This window comes from Streptomyces sp. NPDC047971 (genome assembly GCF_040653355.1).
GTDB lineage: Bacteria > Actinomycetota > Actinomycetes > Streptomycetales > Streptomycetaceae > Streptomyces.
The window spans coordinates 121978-140094 of record NZ_JBEZNW010000009.1; the positions used below are offsets into that span (position 1 = coordinate 121978).

The window sequence follows — 18117 nt, forward strand, 5'->3', positions numbered from 1 at the left end:
ACGATCCCGGCGTGAACGCCCTCGTGCTGTCCGGAGTCGTCGGCTCGCTCGTCCTGACGTCACTCGCCGCCCCGCCCGGCCGGGCGCTGGACGCCCCGCCCTCCGAGGCGCGCGGCACCCTGCTCGCGGCCCGGCGCGCGGCGGTCGAGGGCATCCGTTTCACCACCTGCCCGGTGGAGGAGAAGCTGCCGCCGCACGTCACGTGCGGCACGGTCCGGGTCCCGCTCGACTACGCCGACCCGGACGGCGCCTCGATCCCGCTGACGGTGAGCCGGGTCGAGGCGTCGGGCCCGGCCGCGGACCGCCAGGGCGCGCTCGTCCACAACCCGGGCGGCCCCGGCGCCTCCTCGACGTCCTTCCCGCTGGCCGCGGAGCTCCCCGCCTGGAAGCGGATCTCCGCCGCGTACGACCTGGTCGGCTACGCGCCGCGCGGGGTCGGCCGCTCGGCACCCGTCTCCTGCCAGGACCCCGCGGACCGCGCCACGGGCCCCACACCGGCGCCCACCCACCCCTCGGAGGTCTACAAGCGGGAGCGGATCGCCCGCGCGAAGACGTACGCCCAGGGCTGCGCCACCCGCACCGGCCCGGCCCTGCGCCACTACCACTCGCTCAACAACGCCCGTGACCTGGAGGTGCTGCGGGCGGCGCTGGGCGAGCCGAAGCTGACCTACATGGGCGCCTCGTACGGCACGTACTTCGGGGCGCTGTACGCCACGCTCTTCCCGCACCGGGTGCGCCGGATGGTCTTCGACGCGCCCGTCAACCCCGCGCCGCGCCAGATCTGGTACGTCAACAACCTGGACCAGTCGCCCGCGTTCGAGCGCCGCTGGGCGGATTTCCGCGCCTGGGTCGCCGAGCACGACGAGGTGTACGGTCTGGGCGCCACGGCGCGGGAGGTCCAGGCGAGTTACGAGAAGGTCCGCGCCGGACTCGCGGCGAGCCCGGCGGGCGGGAGGGTCGGCCAGGGCCAGCTGCACGCGGCGATGCTCGACGTGGGCTATCACGACGGATTCTGGGCGCTGCGGGCCACCGCGCTGTCGCGCTATCTGAGGGGCGATCCGCGGCCCTTGACCGAGCAGGCCGCGCCGGCACGGGAGCCGTCCCCGGACGACGGGAACGCCAGGGCGGTCTACACGGCGGTGGAGTGCAACGACGCTCCCTGGCCGGAGGACTTCGCCGTCTGGGACCGGGACAACACCCGGCTGGCGAAGACCGCGCCGTTCGAGACCTGGGACAACGCGTGGCTGAACCTGCCGTGCGCGTACTGGAAGGCACCCCGGCGCGAGCCGCTGGACGTGCGGAGCGGTCCCGGCGTCCTGCCGCCGGTGCTGATCCTGGCCGCCGAGCGGGACGCGGCCACACCGTACGAGGGGGCGCTGGAGCTGCAGCGCAGGCTGTGGGGGTCCGCGCTGGTGACCGAGCGGGACGCCGGGACGCACGGCATCGGGGGCGGCCCGAACGCCTGCGTCAACGAGCACCTGGAGACGTATCTGCTGACCGGGGCCGTGCCCGGAGGGACGCCGGTGCGGCGCGCGTCGTGCGCGCCGCACCCGGAGCCGGACCCGGTGTCGCTGGAGCGGCGTACGGAACTCCGTCCGCCGTCTGATCTTCCGGGTCGAGGGGTGACGGTCCGGCCGGTCGCCGGGCTGTCACCGAGTTCGTAGGGCCGTCAGGCCAGGCCCGCCACCAGGTCCGCCACGGAACGGCGGCGGCCGGTGTAGAAGGGGACCTCCTCGCGGACGTGCATCCGCGCCTCGGACGCGCGCAGGTGGCGCATGAGGTCGACGATGCGGTGCAGCTCGTCGGCCTCGAAGGCGAGGATCCACTCGTAGTCGCCGAGCGAGAACGAGGCGACCGTGTTGGCGCGGACGTCGGGGTAGCCGCGGGCCATCTTGCCGTGGTCGGCGAGCATCCGGCGGCGGTCCTCGTCCGGCAGCAGGTACCAGTCGTAGGAGCGCACGAAGGGGTAGACGCTCACGTAGTCGCGGGGCGTCTCGTCGGCCAGGAAGGCCGGGATGTGCGACTTGTTGAACTCGGCGGGGCGGTGCAGCGCCATGTTCGACCAGACCGGCTCCAGGGCGCGGCCCAGCTTGGTGCGGCGGAAGAGGTTGTACGCCTCCTGGAGCTCGTCGCTCGTCTCGGCGTGCCACCAGATCATCACGTCCGCGTCGGCGCGCAGACCGGAGAGGTCGTACGTGCCGCGGATGGTGATGTCCTTGGCGGCGAGCTGGTCGAACAGCTCCTGGACCTCGTCCGCGTATCCGGCGCGGTCCTCGGGCAGGTTGTCGCGCAGCTTGAACACGGACCACAGGGTGTAGCGGATGACCTCGTTGAGGTCCTTCGCCTTCTTACCGGCGTTCGGGATCTTTTCGGGCGCACTCATACGCCTATTCTCGCCCGTCACGGACAGTGCCCCGCACCAGGGTGGGTGCTTTCCGACGTGGCGATGATCTCGTCGGCGATCTCGTCGGCGGCGCGGTGGCCGGAGGCGATGCAGGCGGGGATGCCGACGCCCTCGTACACGGCCCCGGCGAGGCGCAGTCCGGGCAGGTGCGCGACGGCCTCGCGGATCCGGTCGACGCGGGCGAGGTGGCCCACGGGGTACTGCGGGAGGCCGCCGGTCCAGCGGGTGACGGTGGTGGCGACGGGGCGGGCGGTCAGGCCGATGGCCGCGCCGAGGTCCTTGAGCGAGGTCTCGACGAGGTCGGCGTCGTCGCGGAGGATCTGTTCCTCCTCGCCGTAGCGGCCGACCGAGGTCCTCAGGACGAAGAGGTCGGGGGCGGCGTCGGAGACCCACTGCCACTTCTGGCTGGAGAAGGTGGACGCCTTGATGGTGTGCCCGTCGACGGGCGGCACCAGGAACCCGGACCCGGGCAGGCCCTGGACGTCGGTCCGGCGGAAGGCGAGGGTGACGAGCGCCATGGAGGCGTACTCGACGGCCCCGAGCTCGTCGGCGGCGCGGGGCGCCTCGTGGCCGAGCAGCTCGGCGGTGGCCCAGGCGGGGGTCGCGAGGACGACCGCGTCGGCCTCGACGGCCCGCCCCCCGGTCACGACACGCCACCGGGTGGCGGACGCGGCGGCGGACTCCGGTCCCGCGATCCGCCGCAGCTCCGTCACCGGAGCGTGGGTGAGGATCTCGCCGCCCGCGGCCCGGATCGCCGTGGCGACCGCGTCGGGCAGCGTGCCGATGCCGCCCTCGATGCCCATGAAGGGGGAGCCGCCGAGTCCGGTGGCCGCGCCCGCCGCGTCCGAGGGGGTGGCGGCGCCCGCGCGCTGGACGGCGTGGACGGCGTCGGTGAGCGTGTCGTGGGCACGGGCGGCGGCGAAGAGCGCGGGGACGGCGGCCCGCATCGAGATCCGGTAGGCGTCGCCCGCGTAGACCCCGCCGAGCAGCGGCTCGACCAGCCGGTCGACGACCTCGGGGCCCATCCGGTCGGCGACGTACGCGCCGATGGCGATGTCCTCGCCGATCTCGGCCGGGGGCAGTTCGCGGTCCCGCTCGACCCGGTGGAGCCCCTCCTCGGAGAGGAGGCCGGTGAGCGCGGCGGCGTCGCCGGGGACGCCCATGACGTGCCCCTTGGGCATCGGGCGCAGCGTCCCCCGGGTCCACACGGACGCGGTGGTCGTGGCGGGCGGCCGGAGCCGGTCGCCGAGGCCGACGGCGCGGGCGAGCGCCACCGCCTCGGGGCGGCGGGCGAGCAGCGACTCGGCGCCCAGGTCGACGGGGGCGCCGGCGATCTCCCCGGCGAGCAGTTTGCCGCCGATCCGGTCGCCGCCTTCGAGCAGCGTCACCCGTGCTCCGGCGGAGAGCAGCCGGTGGGCGGCGGCGAGGCCGGCGATGCCGCCTCCGACTACGACAACGTGCGCGTTCATGGCTCCACTCTCTCAAAACCCGTTCCGAGGCCGGAACGTGACCGCTTCGCTACCGCCCGGGGGGCAACCCGCGCCCCCTCCCCGTACGTCGAACCGGCGACACTCACCACCACCCCAGGGGGGATCCCATGCGCGGAGTTCGAGGGGCACGGAGAGCGGCCGTGGCGGTGCTCGCGGTCTCGCTGGCGCTGGCCGGCTGCGCCGGGGGCGCGGCCGACCGGGCGGCCGACAGCAAGGGGCAGAGCGCGGCGCGCCCCGCCGAGGGCGCGGCGGGCGCGGCGGACCAGGGGTACGAGGCCGCGAAGAAGCCGGCCGCGCCCACGGCCCCGCGGCAGCACATCATCCGTACCGCCGAGCTGAGCGTGGAGGTCGAGGACGCGTCCGAGGCGCTGGCGACCGCCCGCCGGGTCACCGAGGGCGCGGGCGGTCAGGTCGCGAGCGAGTCGACCGAGCGGATCGACGACACGCATCTGACCTCGCGGATCGTGCTGCGGGTGCCGCAGGGCTCGTACGACGCGGTGCTCGGGGAGCTGGCGGGCACGGGACGGCTGCTGTCCCGGAAGGCGGACGCGAAGGACGTCACCGAGCAGGTGGTGGACGTGGAGAGCCGGATCGCCACCCAGCGGGCGAGCGTCGAACGGGTCCGCGCGCTGATGAACCGGGCGGAGAAGCTGGGCGATGTGGTGACCCTGGAGGGCGAGCTGAGCCGCCGTCAGGCGGATCTGGAGTCGCTGCTGGCCCAGCAGTCCTCGCTGAAGGACCGTACGACGCTGGCGACGATCACCCTCGAACTCACCGAGAGGGAGACGGAGAAGGCGTCGGATTCCGAGGACCGTCCGGACTTCCTGGACGCGCTCGCGGGCGGCTGGAACGCGCTGGTGACGGCGCTGGCCTGGGTGGTGATCGTCCTGGCGGCGGTGGCACCCTGGCTGGCGGTGGCCCTCGCCCTGTACCTGCTGTGGCGCCTGCTCGTCCGCCCACGGCTGCGGCGTCGCACGACCGGGGCACGGGCGGAGGCGGCGCAGGCGGAGGCGGCGCAGGGACCTGACACATCCACGGACTGAACCGCCCAGCCGACGTAGCGTGTTGTCATGAGCGAACGACTGGTGGTCATCGGCGGCGACGCGGCGGGGATGTCCGCCGCGTCGCAGGCACGCAGGCTCAAGACGCCCGGGGAGCTGGAGATCGTCGCCTTCGAGCGCGGTCACTTCACCTCGTACTCGGCCTGCGGCATCCCGTACTGGGTCGGCGGAGACGTCGAGGAGCGCGACGAGCTGATCGCGCGCACCCCGGAGGAGCATCGGGCTCGGGACATCGATCTGCGGATGCGGACCGAGGTGACCGAGGTGGACGTGCCGGGGCAGCGGGTGCGGACGCGCGACCTGGAGTCCGGTACGGAGGCGTGGACGGGGTTCGACAAGCTGGTGGTCGCGACCGGTGCTCGGCCGCTGCGGCCGCCGCTGCCGGGGATCGACGCACCGGGGGTGCACGGGGTGCAGACGCTGGACGACGGGCAGGCGCTGCTGGACTCGCTGGAGCGTACGCAGGGCCGGCGCGCGGTGGTCGTGGGCGCCGGGTACATCGGCGTGGAGATGGCCGAGGCGCTGCTGAACCGGGGCTACGAGGTGACGGTGCTCAACCGGGGCGAGCAGCCGATGGCGACGCTCGACCCGGACATGGGGCGCCTGGTCCACCGGGTGATGGACGGTCTCGGCATCAGGACGATCGGCTCCTCGGCGGTCACGAAGATCCTCACAGGTGAGGACGGCCGGGTCCGGGCGGTGGCGACGGAGGACGCGGAGTATCCGGCGGACGTGGTGGTCCTCGGGATGGGCGTGGTCCCGGAGACGACCCTGGCGCGTGCGGCCGGGCTGCCGCTCGGGACGTACGGCGGTCTCCTCACCGATCTGGCGATGCGGGTGCGGGGGCACGAGAACATCTGGGCCGGCGGCGACTGCGTCGAGGTGCTCGACCTGGTCTCCGGCCGGGAGCGGCACATCGCGTTGGGCACGCATGCCAACAAGCACGGGCAGGTGATCGGCTCGAACGTGGGCGGCGGTTACGCCACGTTCCCCGGTGTGGTCGGCACGGCGGTGTCCAAGGTGTGCGACCTGGAGATCGCGCGCACCGGTCTGCGGGAGAAGGACGCCCGCGAGGTCGGACTGCGGTACGTGACGGTGACGATCGAGTCGACCAGCCGGGCGGGGTACTACCCGGGCGCGGCGCCGATGACGGTGAAGATGCTCGCGGAGCGCCGTACGGGCCGGCTCCTCGGGGTGCAGATCGTGGGCCGTGAGGGGGCGGGGAAGCGGGTGGACATCGCGGCGGTGGCGTTGACGGCCGGGATGACGGTGGAGCGGATGACGGCCCTGGACCTGGGGTACGCGCCGCCGTTCTCGCCGGTGTGGGACCCGGTGCTGGTCGCGGCACGCAAGGCGGTGGCGGCGGTGCGCGCGGCGGGCTGAACCGGGACGCGCGCGTGCGCCGGGAGCGTGCGGCGCTCCCCGGCGCGAGCGCGAGCGCCGTCGCTCCCCCATGGGGAACGACGGCGCGGTCACCCGAGGGCGTCGCTCAGACGGCCGTCTTGGTGTGGACGTACTCCACCAGGCGCGACAGGGCGTCCGGGTCGGTCGTCGGCAGCACGCCGTGACCCAGGTTGAAGACGTGCCCTTCGAGACCGCTCGCGGCGGCCAGGACCTCGTCCGTCTTGGCCTCGACGGCCTCGCGGGTGGAGAACAGCACGGCCGGGTCCAGGTTGCCCTGGAGCGCCTTGCCGGGGCCGACGCGGCGGGCGGCCTCGTCCATCGGGACGCGCCAGTCGACGCCGACGACGTCCGCGCCCGCCTCGCCCATGAGGCCGAGCAGCTCACCCGTGCCGACACCGAAGTGGATCCGGGGGACGCCGTAGGAGGCGACGGCCTCGAAGACCTTCACGGAGGCCGGCATCACCGAACGGCGGTAGTCGGCGGGGGCGAGGGCTCCGACCCAGGAGTCGAAGAGCTGTACGGCGGAGGCGCCGGCCTCGATCTGGACCTTGAGGAAGGCCGAGGTGATCTCGGCGAGGCGGTCGAGCAGGTCGGCCCACAGCTGCGGGTCGCCGTACATCAACGCCTTGGTGTGCTCGTGGTTGCGGGACGGGCCGCCCTCCACGAGGTAGCTCGCGAGAGTGAAAGGCGCGCCGGCGAATCCGATGAGGGGCGTGGAGCCCAGCTCGCCGGTGAGCATCCCGATGGCCTCGGTGACGTAGTGGACGTCCTCGGGGGTCAGGTCGCGCAGTCGGTCCAGGTCGGCGCGGGTGCGGATCGGGTCGGCGACGACCGGGCCGACGCCCGGCTTGATGTCGAGGTCGATGCCGATGGCCTTGAGCGGGACGACGATGTCGCTGAAGTAGATCGCCGCGTCCACCTTGTGGCGGCGCACGGGCTGCAGCGTGATCTCGGTGACCAGCTCGGGCCGCATGCAGGACTCGAGCATCGGGATGCCCTCGCGGACCTTCAGGTACTCGGGCAGCGAGCGGCCCGCCTGCCGCATGAACCAGACGGGCGTGTGCGGCACGGCCTCGCGCCGGCACGCCTTCAGGAACGCGGAGTCGTACGTCTGCGGCTGGTGCTTCGTCTGCTGGCCCTCGGGGCTGTCATTGGCACTCACGCCCAGAATCTTCGCATGTGGCGGGAAGCCGCTCGTCCGGGCCGGGTGTCCCTCCCTGCGCGAGGCCCCCGTTCCGCCTACTCTTCCCCGCATGGCTGCGGCTCAGGGACATTTTTCCGATCATTCCGACGGCGACGAACAGGCGGGCGACACGGCGGGCAAACCGGAGACGAACCCGGTGCCGCCCGCGTTCCGGCGGGCGGTCGAGGCACTGCGTTCGGCCCGGCTGCGGCCGGAGGTCGAGATCGATCCGACCCGGCCGCCGCAGCGGCTCGCTCCGTACTCGTACGCACTGGAGGCGGCGGTCGTGGACGGCGAGGAGGATCTGGCCGACGGCCGGCTCGTCCTGCTGCACGATCCGGCCGGCCACGACGCCTGGAAGGGCACCTTCCGGCTGGTGACGCTGGTACGGGCGGAGCTGGAGCCGGAGATGGCGTCGGACCCGCTGCTGCCGGAGGTCTGCTGGTCCTGGCTGACCGGTGCGCTGGAGGCGCGCGGGCTGCCGTACGGGGAGGCGAGCGGTACGGTCACCCAGGCGGGCTCGCACTACTTCGGCGGGCTCGCCGAACGCCGTCCCGCGACCCAGATCGAGATCCGGGCCTCGTGGACGCCGCAGGAGGGCCTGGGGGGCGTGCCGGACACCGCGGCGCACCTGACGGCCTGGTGCGATCTGCTGTGCCAGATCGCCGGTCTGCCGCCGACCGCACCCGATCCGGGGGCGGGGACGATCTCGGGTGCGGGGGTCGTCTCGCTGCCCCAGCGCCGGGGTCCGCAGCAGCCGTGACGGCGCGTCCGGGACCGTCCGGACGGAGGCTCACTCGTAGGATGATCGATCACTCGTCCGAATTGCCCGAATTGTTACTCACCAAATCGTGATCTTTCTCTAAAGGCGGGCGCCCGAGCTGCCGAAGGAGTCATTGACCCCTTCACCGCACGGGTTCGCCCCCGGCTTCTCCCCGAGCCGGCTCCGTCCCGCATCTCCCCAGGAGGCCGTGTGTCCGTTCTCCTCGAGCAGCCCGCAAGCCTGGTCGCCTACCGCCCCAACAAGCCGACGGCCATGGTCGTCGTGGCCGACCCGCGCGTCCGCTCCACCGTCACCCGCCACCTGTGGGCCCTCGGAGTACGTGACGTCATCGAGGCGTCGTCCATCGCTGAGGCCCGTCCCCGCGTCGGCAATCCCCGTGACATCTGCGTGGCCGACGTCCACCTCCCCGACGGCAGCGGCCTGACGCTGCTGTCCGAGACCCGCGCCGCGGGCTGGCCCAACGGCCTCGCCCTCTCCGCCGCCGACGACATCGGCGCGGTGCGCAACGCACTGGCCGGTGGCGTCAAGGGTTACGTCGTCACCGGTACGCGTACGAACATCGGGCACCCCACCCGCCCCGGCGCCGCCCCCATCGGCTCCGCGGCCGCCCGTCTCGGCCACCGCCGCCCCCCGGGTGCCCCGAGCCACCCGGGCGGCTACCGCGAGCTCTCCGGCCGTGAGGTCGAGGTGCTCCGGCTGGTCGCCGAAGGTCAGTCGAACAAGGCCATCGGCGTCTCGATGGGCCTGTCCGCGCTGACCGTGAAGAGCCACCTCGCCCGGATCGCGCGCAAGCTCGGCACGGGTGACCGGGCCGGCATGGTCGCGGTGGCGCTGCGCACCGGGATCATCCACTGACCCTGGCAGGCCGCGCCGGACCGGAAGCGGACCGGAAGCGGGCCCCGGACGAGCCGCGTCACCGGGCCCACGGCGATCCCTGAACGGTTGACGAAAGATCGGCGCCTGTCGACGGAACGTTCCGTCGGCAGGCGCTTGCCGTTCACAGATACCCTTGACACGTGACCGACGCCCAAGAGACCGCAGCAGACACAGCACTGCGAACCACCGGGGGCGCTCCCCCGGACGACGACGTCCCTGCGAACGGGCTGCCGATCCCCTTGCTGGAGCCCCGCGAGGGCATTCCGCCCGTCGTCGAGACCGAGGAGGCGCTCGCGGAGGTGATCGCCGCCTTCGCCGCCGGCCGCGGCCCCGTCGCCGTGGACGCCGAGCGCGCCTCCGGCTACCGCTACGGACAGCGCGCCTATCTCGTCCAGCTCCGCCGCGAGGGCGCGGGCACCGCGCTCGTCGACCCCGTGGGCTGCCCCGATCTCTCCGGACTCGGCGAGGCGCTCGCCGGGACCGAGTGGATCCTGCACGCGGCGACCCAGGACCTGCCGTGCCTGCGCGACATAGGCATGGTGCCGACCCGGCTGTTCGACACCGAGCTGGCCGGCCGCCTCGCGGGCTTCCCGCGGGTCGGGCTCGGGGCGATGGTCGAGTCCGTTCTCGGCTACGCCCTGGAGAAGGGGCACTCCGCGGTGGACTGGTCCACCCGCCCGCTGCCCGAGCCCTGGCTCCGGTACGCCGCGCTGGACGTCGAGCTGCTCGTCGACCTGCGTGACGCACTGGAGAAGGAGCTCGACCGGCAGGGCAAGCTGGAGTGGGCCCGCCAGGAGTTCGACGCGATCGCCGCGGCCCCGCCCGCGCCGCCCCGCAAGGACCCCTGGCGGCGGACGTCCGGGATGCACAAGGTGCGACGCCGCCGCCAGATGGCGGTCGTACGGGAGCTGTGGACGGCCCGGGACCGCGTCGCGCAGCGGCGGGACGTCTCGCCCGGCAAGGTGCTCAGTGACACCGCGATCGTGGAGGCGGCACTCGCCGTGCCCGCGAACGTGGCCGCGCTGACCGCGCTGCCGGGCTTCGGACACCGCATGGGCCGACGCCAGCTGGAGCAGTGGCAGACGGCCGTGGACCGCGCCAAGGCCCTCCCGGACAACGAGCTCCCCCAGCCCGGCCAGCCGGTCGCGGGCCCGCCTCCGCCGCGCGCCTGGGCGGACAAGGACCCGGCGGCGGCCGCCCGCCTGTCGGCGGCGCGCACGGCGATCTCGGCCCTCGCGGAGGAGCTGAACCTCCCGCAGGAGAACCTGATCACGCCGGACACGGTCCGCCGCGTCTGCTGGGAGCCGCCGGCCCCGGCGACCGAGGACTCGGTCGCCGAGGCACTCACGGGCCACGGAGCCCGGCCCTGGCAGGTGGGCCTGGTGACCCCGCTCCTGGTGACGGCGCTGGCCGCGGGGGCCTGACCCGCTCCGCCGGGCCCCGTGACGGGATCCTCACTCCATCGGCGTGAGGATCTCGTCCTCGTCCCGGTAGAAGCTGCCCTTCGTCTCGCCGAAGACCTTGCCGTCCTTGAGCCAGTGCTCGGACATCGTGTGCAGCAGCTTCGCCTTGCGCTCCCAGACGATCTGGTGCCCCGCGCAGGAGAGCCGGAACATCAGCTTCTTGGGCCCGGGGATCTTCTTGTAGAGCTCGGACGTGGAGAAGTACAGGAGTCCGAGACCCGGCGAGGTGTTGATGATCGTGTCGTGCTCCCCGTACACGATGCACACGGGCACCTTGTCACCGAGGATTCCGTGCAGCGGCACGGTGGTCGAGTTCCAGCCCCACCAGTAGGAGTTCCGGATCCGGTTGAGCCCCTCGGGGGATCCGGGCACGGTGCCGCCCCACTTCACGCCCTCCTTGTCGACCGCCATGATCGCCTTCCACACCTCTTCGACCATCCCGGCCTCGCGCTGGTCCGGACAGCCCAGGTCCTTCTCCCAGGAGGTGTTGAGACCGCCCTTGGTGCCGACGGTCATCGGGAAGCCGAAGGCGCCGGCCGGTGTGGACACCGGCAGCGCCACGGGTGGGTCGAAGTCGGTACCTGGCGCGCTCTGCCTGCCCTCCGGCGGGAAGATCGGGGCCACCAGGAGGAGGCTGCGCACCTTGTCGGAGTACTGGATGCTGTAGGGCCCGAGCTGCTGGGCGGCCGCGGACCAGCCGATCAGGTCGACCTTCGTCGTGCCGGTGCGCTGGAGGACGAAGTCGACGACCGTGTCGACCTCGTCCCAGTCGCTCCGGGAGTTGTTCAGCTGGGACGGGTAGGGCACCGGGCCGTTGTAGAGGGTCCCGTTCGGGTTGGGGACGAGGAGCTGCTGCTGGGCGGGGGCGGGGCTGACGTTGTGCGGGTCGTCCATCTGCGGCCGGGTGGACAGTCCGGAGCCCTGCAGCTCCATCAGGTACACGTCGAAGCCGGCCTTCGCCAGCTCGGCGGCCCAGCTGTACTTCTTGTACGGCAGGTCGAAGCCGGCCACGGCGGGGACGCTGCGGCCGTGGAGCATGAGGACGGGCCGGCGCGGAGTGCCGGGGTTCCTGGCCTCGTGCTCCCGCACGAAGAGCTTGACCTTCAGCCCTTTGTTCGCGGGGATGGACGACACGTGGTCCACATAGAGGTCGGTGACAGCCATGGGGGTGCTCCGTTCTCCGGATCGGTCCCGGGACGGTTCGCCCGGGGTGCGATCAGCGTCCGCTCGGAACCACGCCCCGCATGGTTGACGTGACCGTGTCGACCGCGCCGTCGACACGATCGGGTAGCCGCAGCACGCCGATCGGACGGGCGTGCGCCGGGCGCACACACGCACCCCCGCGCCCCGGCCGGCGCTTCGGCGTACCCTCCCCGCAGTGTGACCTTCACCGCTCCGGCCCCCGGGGCTGGGCAGCATGGTTACCCGCAAGTAGCATGGGGGCAGCAAGCGCGCGCTTAGCCGCGTGCCGCAGCAGTGCCATCCCGCACCCTGGAGGAGAGCCATCGTGCCTCGTACCGTCAGGGACGTCGTCTTCGTCGACGGCGTCCGCACCCCGTTCGGCAAGGCGGGCCCGAAGGGCATCTACCACGAGACCCGCGCCGACGATCTCGTCGTGAAGGCCATCCGGGAGCTGCTGCGCCGCAACCCCGGCCTCGACCCCGCGAAGATCGACGAGGTCGCCATCGCGGCGACCACGCAGATCGGTGACCAGGGTCTGACCCTCGGCCGCACCGCCGGCATCCTCGCCGGTCTGCCGCAGTCCGTCCCGGGCTACTCCATCGACCGCATGTGCGCCGGTGCCCTCACCGCCGTCACCTCGGTCGCCGGCTCCATCGCCTTCGGCGCGTACGACGCCGTCATCGCCGGTGGCGTCGAGCACATGGGCCGCCACCCCATGGGCGAGGGCGTCGACCCGAACCCGCGCTTCGTGAGCGAGAAGCTGGTCGACGAGTCCGCCCTGTTCATGGGCATGACCGCCGAGAACCTGCACGACCGCTACCCGAGCATCACCAAGCAGCGCGCCGACGAGTACGCCGTGCGCTCGCAGGAGAAGGCCGCCAAGGCGTACGCCGACGGCAAGATCCAGCAGGACCTGGTGCCGATCTCGGTCCGCCGCACCTCCCCCGAGGGCGGCGAGACGGGCTGGGGCCTGGTCACCGCCGACGAGCCGATGCGCCCGGGCACCACCCTGGAGTCGCTGGCGAACCTGAAGACGCCCTTCCGCGTCCACGGCAACGTCACCGCCGGTAACGCGGCCGGTCTCAACGACGGCGCCACCGCCTCGATCATCGCCTCCGAGGACTTCGCCCGCGAGAACGACCTCCCGGTGAAGATGCGCCTCGTCTCGTACGCCTTCGCCGGCGTCGAGCCCGAGGTCATGGGCTACGGCCCGATCCCGGCGACCGAGAAGGCTCTGGCCCAGGCCGGCCTCTCGATCGAGGACATCGGCCTCTTCGAGGTCAACGAGGCCTTCGCGGTCCAGGTCCTGGCGTTCCTGGAGCACTACGGCATCGCCGACGACGACGCCCGCGTCAACCAGTACGGCGGCGCGATCGCGTACGGTCACCCGCTCGCCTCCTCCGGCGTCCGTCTCATGACGCAGCTGGCCCGCCAGTTCGAGGAGAACCCGCAGGTCCGTTACGGCCTCAACACGATGTGCGTCGGCTTCGGCATGGGCGCGACCGTCATCTGGGAGAACCCCCACTGGGAGGGCAAGTGAGCACCACCGCCGAGCTTCTGAAGGGTGCGGCCGAGCTGTTCCCGGACGAGGTCGTCACCAGCGCCCACGTACGGCACTTCGAACTGCCCGCGGGTGCGGGCCGGTTCGCGCTGATCACGCTGGACAACGGCTTCGACCACACCAAGCCGACCACCTTCGGTCCGCAGTCCCTGGCGAACCTCGACAAGGCGATCGACCAGGTCGAGGCCGAGGCCGCGAACGGTGAGATCGTCGGCGTCGGTGTCACCGGCAAGCCGTTCATCTTCGCCGTGGGCGCCGACCTCAAGGGCGTCGAGCTGCTCAAGCAGCACTCCGACGCGCTCGCCATCGGCAAGGGCGGTCACGACGTCTTCAAGCGTCTGTCCGCGCTGGCCGTGCCGACCTTCGCGTACTACAACGGCGCGGCGATGGGCGGCGGTGTCGAGGTCGGTCTGCACTGCACCTACCGCACCGTCTCCAAGGCCCTGCCGGCCTTCTCGCTGCCCGAGGTCTTCCTCGGTCTGGTCCCCGGCTGGGGCGGCTGCACGATCCTGCCGAACCTGATCGGCGCGGAGAAGGCCGTCACGGTCATCATCGAGAACTCGCTGAACCAGAACCGTCAGCTCAAGGGCAAGCAGGTCTTCGAGCTCGGCATCGCCGACGCGATCTTCGAGGGCGCCGACTTCCTGGAGCAGTCGCTGATCTGGACCGCGTCGGTCCTCAACGGCTCGGTCACGGTGGAGCGTCCGGAGATCGACCGCGGTGAGGGCTGGGACCAGGCCGTCGCCAAGGGCCGGTTCATCGCCGACTCCAAGGTGCACGGCGCGGCCCCGGCCGCGTACCGCGCCCTGGACATCATCGAGGCGTCCAAGGACGGCGACCTGCAGAAGGGCTTCGACGCCGAGGACCAGGCCCTCGCGGACCTGATCATGGGCGGCGAGCTCCGCTCCGGCATCTACGCCTTCAACCTGGTGCAGAAGCGCGGCAAGCGCCCCGCCGGTGCCCCGGACAAGTCGCTGGCCCGCCCGGTCACCAAGGTCGGCGTCGTCGGCGCCGGTCTGATGGCCTCCCAGCTCGCCCTGCTCTTCCTGCGCCGCCTGGAGGTGCCGGTCGTCCTGACCGACATCGACCAGGAGCGCGTCGACAAGGGTGTGGGCTACGTCCACGCCGAGATCGAGAAGCTGCTCGGCAAGGGCCGGATCAACCAGGACAAGGCCAACCGTCTCAAGGGCCTGGTCTCCGGCGTCCTGGACAAGGCCGAGGGCTTCGCGGACGCGGACTTCATCATCGAGGCCGTGTTCGAGGAGATGTCCGTCAAGCAGAAGGTGTTCGCGGAGGTCGAGGCGGTCGCCCCGGCGCACGCGATCCTCGCCACCAACACCTCCTCGCTGTCGGTCTCGGAGATGGCCTCCAAGCTCCAGCACCCGGAGCGCGTGGTCGGCTTCCACTTCTTCAACCCGGTCGCGATCCTCCCGCTGCTGGAGATCGTGCGCGGCGAGAAGACGGACGACGCCTCTCTCGCCACCGCGTTCGGTGTCGCGAAGAAGCTGAAGAAGACCGCGGTCCTCACCAAGGACGCCCCGGCGTTCGTCGTGAACCGCATCCTGACCCGCTTCATGGGCGAGATCCAGAACGTCATCGACGAGGGCACCTCGGTCGAGACGGCCGAGAAGGCCATCGAGCCGCTCGGTCTGCCGATGTCGCCGCTGGTCCTCCTGGAGCTCGTCGGCCCGGCGATCGGTCTGCACGTGTCCGAGACCCTGAACCGCGCCTTCCCGGAGCGCTTCACCGTCTCCCCGAACCTGGCGGCCGTGGTCAAGGCCGGCAAGCGCGGCTTCTACGTCTACGACTCCGGCAAGCCGGAGCTGGACCCCGAGGTCGCCGCGCTCCTGAAGCAGGGCGACGTCGTCCTGACCGAGGAGCAGGTCCGCGACCGCGTCCTGGACGCGGTGGCGCAGGAGATCGGCCTGATGCTGGAGGAGGGTGTCGTCGCCGAGGCGCAGGACATCGACCTCTGCCTGATCACGGGCGCGGGCTGGCCCTTCCACCTGGGCGGCATCACGCCGTACCTGGACCGTGAGGGCGTCTCCCAGCGGGTGAACGGCAAGCCGTTCCTCGCGCAGGGCGTGGCGAGCGTCCCCGCGTAACGACGCGACAGCCGACTGCCGGCGGGGGCACCTTCGGGTGCCGCCGCCGGCAGTCGTCGTTCACACGGCGTCAACCCGGCGAACTCGTACGCCAGTCCGACCGTCTTGCCTATACTGCACGCCCTACGGAGCAGAGAACTGAGGCAGGATGAACCAGGACAGATTCACGCCGGAATCCGGCAGCGATTCCGATCGCTCCGCCGCGCCCGCGCGCAGCGCCGCCCCGAAGCGCCGGCGCCGGACCGGGCGGATCGTCCTGCTGACGCTGCTCGTCCTCCTCCTCGCCGCCGGCGGCACCGTGTACTGGATGTACACGAGCATCGACGGCAACATCAAGGCCGTGGACCTGCACAAGGAACTCGGGGACGACCGGCCGCAGAAGCCGCCGGCCGGCGGTCAGAACCTTCTCGTGCTCGGTTCGGACTCACGGGCGGGGGCCAACGCGACGCTCGACGGGGGCAAGGTGTCCGGCGCCCGGTCGGACACCGCGCTGGTGGTCCACATACCCGAGGGCCGGACGAAGGCCGTCGCGATCAGCATTCCCCGCGACACCCTGGTGACCCGGCCCGAGTGCCCGCGGAAGGGCGGCGGCACCGCCCCCTCCGCCCAGCGCGTCATGTTCAACTCGGTCTACGCCCAGCACGGTCCGGCCTGTGTGGTGAAGACCGTCGAGAAGATGTCCGGTGTGCGGCTCGACCACTACCTGGAGATCGACTTCGCCGGGTTCAAGGACCTCGTGGACGCCATCGGCGGAGTGACCGTCGACCTCGACGAGCCGATCAGGAACGGCGCGGCCGGACTCGACCTCGCGGCCGGTCCGCAGAAGCTCGACGGCACCCAGTCCCTCGCCTTCGTACGGACCCGGTACGGCGTCGGTGACGGCAGCGACCTCGGCCGCATCGGCAACCAGCAGAAGTTCCTGATGGCGCTGCTCACGGAGATCAAGAAGCAGGACCTGCTGAGCAGCCCGGCCAAGACCTACGAGATCGCCGATTCGGCGACCAAGGCGCTCACCACCGACTCGGAGCTGGACTCGCTGACGGCCCTGAGCGACTTCGCGCGGTCGATGAACGGGGTGAACCCGAGCACCATGGAGACGATCATGCTGCCGGTGGCCTACGACAAGAAGGACCCGAACCGCGTGGTGGCCCACGAGCCCAACGCGGCGCAGCTGTGGAAGGCGATCCGGGAGGACTCCCCGATCCCCGAGTCGGCGAAGAAGTCTCCCGCGACCGGTGGGTGACATCCTGTCCGCATGGACCCCGCACTGCCTCTGCTGATCGTCGACGGCGCCAACGTGGTGGGCTCCCGGCCCGACGGCTGGTGGCGGGACCGGCGTGCGGCCGCGGAGCGGCTGCGGGACCGGCTCGCGGCCGGGGGCGGGCCGGAGGGCGGTCCCTTCGAGATCGTGCTGGTCGTCGAGGGACGGGCCCGCGGCGTCGATTCCGTGCCAGGGGTACGGGTCGAGGAGGCGCCCGGCAGCGGGGACGACCTCGTCGTGGAACTGGCCGAAAGCGCGGCAGGTCGGCCGTGCCTGGTGGTCACGGCCGACCGTGAACTGCGTCGACGGGTGGGCGAGCACGGGGCCCACTGCGTGGGCCCCCGCGCGCTGCCGGAGCCCTAGGTCGTTTCCCTCGGATCATCCGATCGCTGGGCGATGTGTGTCGTTGACTGCTGCCCAGTGGGCGAGGATCGAGCCGTTGCTGCCGGACCGGACACCTCGGCGGGGTGTGGCGTGATCACCGGCAGGCGATCGACGCGGTCGCGTTCACGTACCGCACCGGGACGCCGTGGATGGACCTGCCCGAGTGCTTCGGCTCGTGGAAGGGCGCCCACGACCGGCCGCGGAAGTGGGCCTCCGACGGGACCGGGGAGAAGGTCTTCGGGTGCTGCCGCGCTTGCGAGTGCCTCGTGCTCACGGTCGACCCGTACAACCCCGCGCGTGCTCTTGGCGGAAGGCGACGTCAGTCGTCGAACCAGACGACCAGCCTGACGTCGTCGTCGCCGTGCAGGTCGGCGAGGGTACGCATGACGGTCCAGACCGGGCCCCACTCATGGTCCGGCACGGCGTCGCGGCGCCTGAGGCGCTCAACGCGGAACATCTGGTCTCCATCGATCCACTGGGAGCCTTCCGGGAAGTTCTTCCTGGGCCGGACCGCGATATGAGCCGGCTGTCCGCAGAGGTCGACGAATTGCTGGGGAGCGGAGTGGTGCCGCTGGAGAAACTGCCAGTCGCCTCGCTGATCACGGTAGTACTCGCGGATGCAGGCATCCGGCTCGGCGGACTCCTCATCCCAGTCGACCCGCTTGATCTCTGCCCAGCTGACCCAGCTCGCACTTCGCCCGGCTGTCGTCTCCTGGCCGTCCCGAACACGGTTCGACACATCGGCCGGCAGCCCACGGACAGGGGCCACGGGCACGAACTGCTCGTTGTCACAGACGCCGAACAGACAGCCGAAGGCGTCGTAGTTCCGCGGCACTTTGAGGTGGTCCAGGTCGATGGTGGCGTGCCAGAACGAGTCTGCCTCATGGTCTCGATAGTCACGGTGGCACTCGATGAAGCCCCAGATGTCCTTGCCCATGCCGCGATGATGCCGGGCCGGA

15 protein-coding genes and 1 pseudogene are annotated in these 18117 nt (G+C 71.9%); 11 read left to right on the forward strand and 5 right to left on the reverse strand.

All coding sequences use genetic code 11. The features are described from left to right. The first annotated feature begins 11 nt into the window (after positions 1–11). Positions 12–1664, forward strand: coding sequence for an alpha/beta hydrolase (locus AB0D99_RS12065; protein ID WP_362359332.1), 1653 nt, complete (start codon positions 12–14; stop codon positions 1662–1664). A 5-nt stretch (positions 1665–1669) separates the two neighbouring features. Here the strand turns inward: AB0D99_RS12065 and hemQ are convergent, their stop codons facing one another. Further along, the gene (hemQ, locus tag AB0D99_RS12070; RefSeq protein ID WP_362359334.1) at positions 1670–2383 is read right to left on the reverse strand and encodes a hydrogen peroxide-dependent heme synthase; all 714 of its coding nucleotides are present in this window, start codon (positions 2381–2383) and stop codon (positions 1670–1672) included. Positions 2384–2400: 17 nt separating this feature from the next. After that, a complete protein-coding gene (gene hemG, locus AB0D99_RS12075; protein ID WP_362359336.1) occupies positions 2401–3873 on the reverse strand; it encodes a protoporphyrinogen oxidase in 1473 nt (490 codons plus the stop codon). A 161-nt stretch (positions 3874–4034) separates the two neighbouring features. On the opposite strand from hemG, the gene AB0D99_RS12080 reads away from it, so the two are divergent. Together AB0D99_RS12080 and AB0D99_RS12085 are read left to right on the forward strand one after the other, a co-directional pair. Then, a complete protein-coding gene (locus AB0D99_RS12080; protein WP_362359338.1) occupies positions 4035–4937 on the forward strand; it encodes a DUF4349 domain-containing protein in 903 nt (300 codons plus the stop codon). A gap of 27 nt (positions 4938–4964) precedes the next feature. Continuing rightward, on the forward strand, positions 4965–6338 hold the full coding sequence (locus tag AB0D99_RS12085; protein ID WP_362359340.1) for an FAD-dependent oxidoreductase: 1374 nt from the start codon (positions 4965–4967) through the stop codon (positions 6336–6338). A 106-nt stretch (positions 6339–6444) separates the two neighbouring features. Here AB0D99_RS12085 and hemE read toward each other — a convergent pair whose 3' ends face one another. Continuing rightward, complete coding sequence (gene hemE, locus AB0D99_RS12090) at positions 6445–7521, reverse strand: uroporphyrinogen decarboxylase (protein ID WP_362359342.1); 1077 nt, start codon at positions 7519–7521, stop codon at positions 6445–6447. A gap of 91 nt (positions 7522–7612) precedes the next feature. Between hemE and AB0D99_RS12095 the strand changes: the two genes are divergently transcribed. The 3 genes from AB0D99_RS12095 to AB0D99_RS12105 all read left to right on the forward strand — a co-directional run bounded on the left by AB0D99_RS12095 (position 7613) and on the right by AB0D99_RS12105 (position 10626). After that, the gene (locus AB0D99_RS12095; protein ID WP_362359344.1) at positions 7613–8305 is read left to right on the forward strand and encodes a DUF3000 domain-containing protein; all 693 of its coding nucleotides are present in this window, start codon (positions 7613–7615) and stop codon (positions 8303–8305) included. Between the two features lie 210 nt (positions 8306–8515). Further along, the gene (locus tag AB0D99_RS12100) at positions 8516–9181 is read left to right on the forward strand and encodes a response regulator transcription factor (RefSeq protein WP_017242457.1); all 666 of its coding nucleotides are present in this window, start codon (positions 8516–8518) and stop codon (positions 9179–9181) included. A gap of 161 nt (positions 9182–9342) precedes the next feature. Next, positions 9343–10626, forward strand: coding sequence for a ribonuclease D (locus AB0D99_RS12105; RefSeq protein WP_362359347.1), 1284 nt, complete (start codon positions 9343–9345; stop codon positions 10624–10626). A 30-nt stretch (positions 10627–10656) separates the two neighbouring features. On the opposite strand, the gene AB0D99_RS12110 is transcribed toward AB0D99_RS12105, so the two are convergent. Next, positions 10657–11829, reverse strand: coding sequence for an alpha/beta fold hydrolase (locus AB0D99_RS12110; protein ID WP_362359349.1), 1173 nt, complete (start codon positions 11827–11829; stop codon positions 10657–10659). Positions 11830–12172: 343 nt separating this feature from the next. On the opposite strand from AB0D99_RS12110, the gene AB0D99_RS12115 reads away from it, so the two are divergent. From AB0D99_RS12115 to AB0D99_RS12135, 5 genes and pseudogenes are all read left to right on the forward strand, one after another. Beyond that, positions 12173–13387: an acetyl-CoA C-acyltransferase gene (locus tag AB0D99_RS12115; RefSeq protein WP_362359351.1), complete on the forward strand. Its 1215-nt coding sequence runs from the start codon at positions 12173–12175 to the stop codon at positions 13385–13387. Next, the gene (locus tag AB0D99_RS12120) at positions 13384–15513 is read left to right on the forward strand and encodes a 3-hydroxyacyl-CoA dehydrogenase NAD-binding domain-containing protein (RefSeq protein WP_362359353.1); all 2130 of its coding nucleotides are present in this window, start codon (positions 13384–13386) and stop codon (positions 15511–15513) included. Before AB0D99_RS12115 ends, AB0D99_RS12120 begins: the two co-directional genes overlap by 4 nt. A 148-nt stretch (positions 15514–15661) precedes the next feature. After that, the gene (locus AB0D99_RS12125) at positions 15662–16756 is read left to right on the forward strand and encodes an LCP family protein (protein WP_362359355.1); all 1095 of its coding nucleotides are present in this window, start codon (positions 15662–15664) and stop codon (positions 16754–16756) included. A 12-nt stretch (positions 16757–16768) separates the two neighbouring features. Next, positions 16769–17137: an NTP pyrophosphohydrolase gene (locus AB0D99_RS12130; protein WP_362359357.1), complete on the forward strand. Its 369-nt coding sequence runs from the start codon at positions 16769–16771 to the stop codon at positions 17135–17137. 104 nt (positions 17138–17241) lie between these two features. Continuing rightward, positions 17242–17337 (forward strand): annotated as a pseudogene (locus AB0D99_RS12135) (transposase); the annotation flags it as partial. Positions 17338–17477: 140 nt separating this feature from the next. Here AB0D99_RS12135 and AB0D99_RS12140 read toward each other — a convergent pair. After that, positions 17478–18095 (reverse strand): hypothetical protein, encoded by a 618-nt coding sequence (locus AB0D99_RS12140; RefSeq protein WP_362359359.1) that lies wholly within the window; start codon positions 18093–18095, stop codon positions 17478–17480. Positions 18096–18117: the final 22 nt, after the last annotated feature.

Coding starts and splice junctions, on each gene's coding strand:
- hemQ (WP_362359334.1), bottom strand. CDS start 2,383: ATGAGTGCGCCCGAAAAGATCCCGAACGCCGGTAAGAAGGCGAAGGAC.
- hemG (WP_362359336.1), bottom strand. CDS start 3,873: ATGAACGCGCACGTTGTCGTAGTCGGAGGCGGCATCGCCGGCCTCGCC.
- AB0D99_RS12085 (WP_362359340.1), top strand. CDS start 4,965: ATGAGCGAACGACTGGTGGTCATCGGCGGCGACGCGGCGGGGATGTCC.
- AB0D99_RS12095 (WP_362359344.1), top strand. CDS start 7,613: ATGGCTGCGGCTCAGGGACATTTTTCCGATCATTCCGACGGCGACGAA.
- AB0D99_RS12110 (WP_362359349.1), bottom strand. CDS start 11,829: ATGGCTGTCACCGACCTCTATGTGGACCACGTGTCGTCCATCCCCGCG.
- AB0D99_RS12125 (WP_362359355.1), top strand. CDS start 15,662: ATGAACCAGGACAGATTCACGCCGGAATCCGGCAGCGATTCCGATCGC.
- AB0D99_RS12130 (WP_362359357.1), top strand. CDS start 16,769: ATGGACCCCGCACTGCCTCTGCTGATCGTCGACGGCGCCAACGTGGTG.
- AB0D99_RS12140 (WP_362359359.1), bottom strand. CDS start 18,095: ATGGGCAAGGACATCTGGGGCTTCATCGAGTGCCACCGTGACTATCGA.